We start from the raw sequence: 6,755 nt of genomic DNA, 5'->3' as shown, positions 1-6,755 counted from the left end.
TGAACTGACACAGGGTTTTTCCTGGTTCCACCTGGTTTGAACGAATCAGCCCCCGGCTTCGGCCGGGGGCTGATTTCGTTGCCACAGGTTCTGCCCAACCATCACCCGACCACCAGTGAGGACGTCCGCGGGTAGAGGATCGCCGGACCGAGCCAACGAGCGACAAAGCGCCGCAGACCGGCCGCGTCGCGAGGGCCCGGTCCTGGGTCGGTCAAGATCGATTGCACTGTGCGCAATGTCATCTCGGCAAGTTCGCGAAGGGAGGTCTCGTCGAAGCCGTGCAGCGTCCAATCGACGTCGAGGCGGTGGAAGAACGACAGGCAGAAGGTGATGGCTGTATCGGAGGTCAGCGAGGTGAGGGCTCTGCCTTCCGGCCGAGAGGTCAGCAGGCCCTCCAGTTGCGGATCGCCGGCGAGTTTGTCGACGCCGAATGCAACGCAGTCGACGATCGCGGTGACCGGGTCATTGCCCCCGCCGACATGTTCGAAGATCTGGTCGATGAATCCGTCGGCCGCACGCATAGCGCTGGCAATAAGCAGGGCATCGGCATTCGGGAAATAGCGATAGACCGTCTGGCGCGTCACTCCGAGCTTTCGGGCAACATCGGCGAGACGTATCGTCGGCCCGTGCTCGGCCACGACGTCGTCGACCGCGTCCAGAATGCGGTCGATCGCTTCTTCGTCTGACGTCGGTGTGGACCCTGCCCAGCCTCTGCTACGCACCCGCGGGGGCGCTCTCGCCGCTGAATTCGATCGGAAGTGTTGTGGGACCGGTCATTCCCAGCACGGACTTCCATGGCGCCGGGCCGGCACGGCGGGGCGCCATGAGACGCCGGGTAAGGACTATGAGCGCCTCTGCCAACTCCCTGCGCGCCAGATTCGCCCCCAGGCAGTAGTGGGCTCCGCCGCCGAAGGTCAGGATCGGCGGGACGTCGTCGCGGGTGATGTCGAAGCGGTCGGCGTCGTCGTAAATCGCTGGGTCACGATTGGCCACGAAGGTGTTGACGAGTACGAAGGTGCCCGCGGGGAAGGTGTAGCCGGCGAACTCGACGTCGCCGGCGGCGGCCCGCGGCACGATGCATGCCGCCGGCGAATGGCGCATGCTCTCCTCGACCGCCTGCATCGCGAGCTCAGGACGTTCGCGCAACGTCGCCCATGGCCCCGGATGATCGCAGAGAACCTGCACCGACGCGGCGAGCTGGTTTCGTGTGGTGTCCGTACCCGCCATCAGGAACCCGGCGACCAACATGCGGAGTTCGTCGGCGTTCAGCCGTTCACCGTCGCTTTCTGCACGAATCAATTTTGAGAGCAGATCGTCGGTAAGCCGGCCTCTGCGAGCGGCGACCATGTCGTCGACGTACGCGTCGAGTTCGCCCCAGGCTCGCATGATCTCGGACTCGTCGAAGGTGACATCGGCCTGAAAATTGAAGGCTTTGAAGACTTCTTCGGTCCAGTCGGCGAACAGCTGCCAGTCCTGCCGAGGCGCTCCGAGCAGGGCGCACATGATCGGGGTGGGATACGGACGCGCAATGGCAGTCACGACGTCGCATCGTCCGTCGTCGATCACCTGGTCGACCAACTCGTTCACCACCGCGTGAATGGTGTCGTGAAGGCGTGCCGTTGCGCGGGGCGTGAAAGCCTTCGAGACCAGTTTGCGAAGACGCATGTGTGGTGCGCCGCCCAGTCCCAGGAGGCTCGTCGCCATTTTGTCGAACAGCGGACCGGACGTGACACCCTGCGCCGCGAGGGTGATACCTGGAGGGAGGCGAAATCTGTTGTCGCGCAACATTTCGCGGGCAAGCTCGTAAGACAGGATTTCCGGGCCGAGAGGGCCGATGGCGATAGGCGCCTGCGACTGCGCCGCCCGGACATCGTCGAAGATGTCGTGCGGGGTGGCGGTGAAGCTGTACTTGAACGCCGGTAGGCCGGCGTCGAAAACACTGGGAGCGGCGCTCGTCATGGTCATTGTTGCTCGACTCTCGCAGGCTTCCGAGTCCTTACGGACACGCTACCGAGAAACGTATGACCACTCTTCGAAAGTGTCAATAGGTGCAGAACACTCGCAAGCATTTTCAGGCAGCCGGAGACTGCAGATCATACGTTCGGTATCGCAACGTCCGATGGCTGCCCGTGGGAGGGTCGACCGGCCCGAACGCACGCGCACGGTCTATCCGCCGTCCGAGTGACGAGGTTCGCCGCCGCAGCTAGGCGTCGCTGTCGCTGTCGCCGTCCGCAGACCCGTCGCCGGTGGACGCGGTATCACCGTCCGTCGCCGCCTCCCCCGTTCCGCTATCGGTGTCGGATTCAGCGGGGTCATCGTCTTCGTCAGCGCTGGACAGGTCGGCGACCTGCTCTGTTGCGCGCACCGCGGAGCCGCTTTTCTCCTCGTCGATGCTTCTCTTCGTTGTCTGGCGGACGCGAGGCGGTGAGGTGTCTGCGACGTCGCCGGGTTCATCGGAACCCGTACCCGACCCGGGGGCGACTGCGGCGGGTTCGGCCGCAGCGGGGTCCGCATCGTGCGGCGCGACGTCCTGATCGGCCACTCGTGCCGTCGGCTCGGGAGCCGGCTCCGCGGACAAGGTCGACACAGGCGCGGGCCCGGGCAGCTCCGACGTCGGCAGATAGGACCGGTCGTAGCCCTGCTCCACAAGCTTTTTCAGCGGCTCGTTCAAAGCGTCGGCCAGACTGGTGAGCCCCAGCTGCCGCAGCGGCTCCAGGAGCGGCAGATTCTTCGTCGGCACGAAGACATACGTGATGTTGCCCTCCTTCCACACGATGTTGGCGTCGTCATACATGTCCACACCCTCGTAATCGGTATGGATGACGGTGAAGGCGGCCAGAGAGTTGAGCAAGGCAAGCAGGTTCAGCGGATTGTCGGGAAAGTCCGAGGCCATGTCGTACTGACGGGTTATGTCGATCACCTGGTACTGCGTCTGCGGCATCACATCGCTGTCCGAACCACCGTATAAGCGGGTCGGATTGCCGATCACCACGAACGAGAGCTCATCGGGTGACGGCGCATCGGCGTCGCCCGCGTGCTTGTTCAGCCATCTGGTCACCGATCGCGCCCCCTCACTGTAGGAGAACACGACCTTGATGCCGGGCGTGGTGTCGATGGTCTTATCAATCGTCGCGAGTCCACTTGGATCCCAGAGGAATTGATCAACTCGACGGCAGGTGTTCGGCGATTGGCAGAGGCTTCCCTGAAGCTCGTCTTCCATCGACCCTTCCCACGGAAAGACGGTCAGCACCGTGGCAGGACCCGGCACCGCAGGCACCACCGCCGCCCCCGCAGGCGCTGGTGCGAGAAACGGCATCAACGTCGCACTCACAGCGACTCCTACCGCCGTTCGCTTCACCCCACCAACCTCTCGATGACGGCGGACCCCACGGTCCACGAACCGACGACACCGCTTTGCACGACTACCCATCTGCGTGATTCCCCCTGTGAAAATGAACGCGCCGTCCCCCGACCGACTCTGCAAGCGGCCGATCCGCCGGCCCTTGCTGATACGCATTGATGCTGTCGAATCGACAAGGGCCGCTTGCTTTTGTCGAGATTCAGCATAACGCGGCAGCAAGTACCGCGGTTGCGCCTATTCAGCCCGACGAGTTCATCATCTGCCCCCAGGTGTCCTGACCGCGTTGCACGGTGCGGGCGAGACTTTCCGTGTGGAATCACTCCGCACCTCCCAAGATAGGCAGCAAACCACCCATGAAGGAATCGGGGATATCCCTTGAAAGCCGATCATCGACCCATCAGGGGAACGGCCGCTTCCGGCGGACGCGTCCGAAAGGCCACCGGTGGTGCGGCGTCAACGCCCACTGCTGGTGGACGGGACTTCGGGACGACCGAAAAGGTAACCCTGACTGAGCCGCACCCCCAGCTGCTGCAACACATGCGCTTGCCGAGGTTCTTCCACCGCCTCGGCGACAGTCACGGCGTCCAGCTCCTCGGCGAGGCGGACCACCGCCGAGACAAGTGCACGCTTGATGGGATCATCGTCGATGCCCGCGGTGAGTGTCCCGTCGATCTTGATGATGTCCGGTCGGACCCGAAGCATCTGGGTGAAGCTCGCGAAACCGGCCCCGGCGTCATCGATGGCGAGTCGAATACCGCTGTCGCGCAGTGGTTTCAAAGCATCGGCGAGATTGTCCGGGAATGGTTCGTGCTCGGTGATCTCCACGACGAGCGGGCGTGCTTGTTTGAGCAGTATTTCCTGGGCAGCGGGGTCCATGGCCGTCAACGGGCTCAGGTTGACCGCGATGAAGCAGCCGTGCGGCATGGCCGCTGCGGATGCGAGGGCGCGCTCGAGGGCGGCAACCTCCAGAGACAGGCTGCGGCCGAGCCGGAGGGCAATGTCGAACCACTTGCGTGGGGCGAGTCCATAGTGTTCGGGAAACCGACTCAGCGCCTCGAATCCCACAGCCGCGCCCGTGTCGAGGTCCACGATGGGTTGAAAAGCGGTCCTGAGGTTCGATGGGGTACCCATCAAGTCGTCGAGACTCTGATGCAATTCGTCATTCTCGGTCAACTCAGGCCACAGCACCGAGCCGATGAAGCGAGCGGTTGCGTCACGACCAGACATATTGGGGTCGTTGAGAAAACCATCCAGCAGCGAAGACATCTCCGTGTGCGCGCCGATCAGGGCCGAGATGAACCGTCCAGAGGCCGCCATCGCGGCGACATCGCGGTCATTGAACTCGAAGGCTTCCGATGCGGTCAGCGACAGGGCGCCGATGACTTCCGCGCGGTGCAGCAGCGGGATGACGACCAGTGACTTGATTCCCAGCCTCGCACCGATCTCACGGACTTCCTCGGTGATCGACGAGTCGTTCAAAGCGTCCATGCTGACCTGCGGTTGGCCGGTCGCGATGGCCCGGCCTTGCATCGTGCCCTCACGCGGCAGCGACAGTCCGAGCAGCGACTCCACGAGGCCGTGTGCCGATACGACGACGAACTCGTTCTCCGAGGTCAAGATGCTGACGGCTGCGCCACCGGCCTTGGGTGTGAGCAGGCACATCTGTTCGGCGATTCTGCGCATCAAAGCCGCAGGATCGAGCGACGCGTTCATCGCCGCGATCAAACTTTGCACCGTCAAACCTCTTCAACGAAGGCGGCCCCGAAAGCGGGATCCGTGTCGCGATGGTCCGCCCCGTCAAGCCAACTCATCGTCAGTGTCCCATTGACCTCGCTGCCGAGAGGCAATTCTCGCGCTTCGACAAGACCCGTTCTACTCGGTGGCGGGCTTTTTCTGCGAAACCCCCACCCGCGGCGTTATTCAAGATTTGTGGATTCGCGGTGCCGACGTTCGCGTTGCGGAGCCAGTGCCTGCAGACCGGGACGTTTCCGATTCACTTCATGTGTGTGCATGAAGTGAGGACGTGCGGGTAAGCGCGGAGGGAGGCGAAGAGGAGACCGGCGTGGAACTGACGGTGACTTTCATCGGCAATGCAACGACGTTGATCGCGGCGGACGGTCTGACCGTGCTGACCGACCCCAACTTCCTGCACCGCGGCCAGCATGCTTACCTCGGGTACGGTCTCGTTTCCAAGCGCCTCCGTGAGCCGGCATTGAGCGTCGAGCAGCTACCCCCTGTCGACGTGATCGTCTTGTCGCATATGCACGGCGACCACTGGGACCGCGTCGCCGAACGCGGTCTCGACCGCGATATTCCGGTGATCACGACCCACGCAGCTGCGAACCGGTTGGTACAGAAAGGTTTTCATGCCGCGCTGGGGCTTGAGACGTGGGGCACCCGAACTATTGTCAGAGGCACGACGAGCCTGACGGTCACGTCGTTGCCGGGGCGGCACGCCCCGACATGGACACGTCGGCTGCTGCCGCCGGTCATGGGTTCGATGCTGGAGTTCGGCACCGTCGAGGATCCTGGTCAGCGTCGGCTGTACATCTCCGGTGACACATTGGTCATTCCCGAGCTGGCCGACATCCCAACCCGGTTCGGAGGAATCGAAGCCGGCGTTCTGCACCTCGGTGGGACGCGACTGCCCGCGGGCCGACGCCTCCCGTTCGGCCTCACGGTCACCATGGACGGCGCGGCAGGAACTGACGCCGTCGAACTTCTCGGGCTGCCGAAGGCGATCCCTGTGCACTTCGACGACTACGGCGTCTTCGCGTCTTCGCTCAGTGACTTCAAGAACGAGATGAATCGCCGTGGGATGGGTGACCGCGTCCCTGAAGTGCCCCGCGGCGAGTCGGTTCGCCTCTGACAGGCGTCGACAATTGAGGCGCTCGCAGTTCGGGGGACGGCTCATCGAGTCATGCCGTGGTCCATTTTCCTCAGTATCAAGGCGGCTTCGTTGTACGGGAACAGGCGATAGAACAACCGGGAGGCGGGTGAGATGAGTTGGGAGGCATCAGCCTTACCCACGATCCTCGGGCTCCCCAACGCGACGATGCGGCCCATCTTGTGCAAAGCTGTTGGGCCGCCGGCGAATACGTTCTTCACCCAGTCCGATTCCGGCCCGTAGCCGATAAGGATGACGAATCCGTCTCCGGTCTTGAAGGTGAGGAGGGGCGTTCGGTAGGTGCTTCCGGACTTGCGTCCGACGTGTTCGAGCGTTCCCAATAGCGGGAGCCAGGGCACTATCGACCGTGCCAACGGATTGGTGAAACGCCGGTTGAAAGTTGCCACCGCACGGGGCATACGCATGGGCGTCCTTAAGTTCGTAGTTGCAGTTACTTCGTGTTGTTACGTTGGGCTGTGACCCGGGTGGGTCGGGTGAGGCTGCATG

The 6,755-nt window shown here is 63.3% G+C and carries 6 protein-coding genes; 1 reads left to right on the top strand and 5 read right to left on the bottom strand.

What is annotated here, in order from left to right:
* Positions 1 to 101: 101 nt before the first annotated feature.
* From ACAG24_RS29355 to ACAG24_RS29340, 4 genes are all read right to left on the bottom strand, one after another.
* The gene (locus ACAG24_RS29355; RefSeq protein ID WP_370476343.1) at positions 102 to 722 is read right to left on the bottom strand and encodes a TetR/AcrR family transcriptional regulator; all 621 of its coding nucleotides are present in this window, start codon (positions 720 to 722) and stop codon (positions 102 to 104) included.
* Positions 715 to 1,965, bottom strand: a complete 1,251-nt coding sequence (locus ACAG24_RS29350) for a cytochrome P450 (protein WP_370476345.1) — start codon at positions 1,963 to 1,965, stop codon at positions 715 to 717. The genes ACAG24_RS29355 and ACAG24_RS29350 overlap by 8 nt, the downstream gene beginning before the upstream one ends.
* A 238-nt stretch (positions 1,966 to 2,203) precedes the next feature.
* On the bottom strand, positions 2,204 to 3,331 hold the full coding sequence (locus ACAG24_RS29345) for a PE-PPE domain-containing protein (RefSeq protein ID WP_370476348.1): 1,128 nt from the start codon (positions 3,329 to 3,331) through the stop codon (positions 2,204 to 2,206).
* Between the two features lie 483 nt (positions 3,332 to 3,814).
* Positions 3,815 to 5,095: a sensor domain-containing phosphodiesterase gene (locus tag ACAG24_RS29340; RefSeq protein ID WP_370476350.1), complete on the bottom strand. Its 1,281-nt coding sequence runs from the start codon at positions 5,093 to 5,095 to the stop codon at positions 3,815 to 3,817.
* Between the two features lie 328 nt (positions 5,096 to 5,423).
* Between ACAG24_RS29340 and ACAG24_RS29335 the strand changes: the two genes are divergently transcribed.
* Positions 5,424 to 6,230 (top strand): MBL fold metallo-hydrolase, encoded by an 807-nt coding sequence (locus ACAG24_RS29335; RefSeq protein ID WP_370476354.1) that lies wholly within the window; start codon positions 5,424 to 5,426, stop codon positions 6,228 to 6,230.
* A gap of 41 nt (positions 6,231 to 6,271) precedes the next feature.
* Here the strand turns inward: ACAG24_RS29335 and ACAG24_RS29330 are convergent, their stop codons facing one another.
* Positions 6,272 to 6,673, bottom strand: coding sequence for a nitroreductase family deazaflavin-dependent oxidoreductase (locus ACAG24_RS29330; protein ID WP_370476352.1), 402 nt, complete (start codon positions 6,671 to 6,673; stop codon positions 6,272 to 6,274).
* Positions 6,674 to 6,755 lie beyond the last annotated feature (82 nt).

This window comes from Mycobacterium bulgaricum, from assembly GCF_041287165.2.
In the GTDB taxonomy this organism is placed as follows: Bacteria; Actinomycetota; Actinomycetes; order Mycobacteriales; family Mycobacteriaceae; genus Mycobacterium; species Mycobacterium bulgaricum.
The sequence above is the reverse complement of the archived record's forward strand: the minus strand, read 5'-3'. Positions and strand labels throughout refer to the sequence as shown.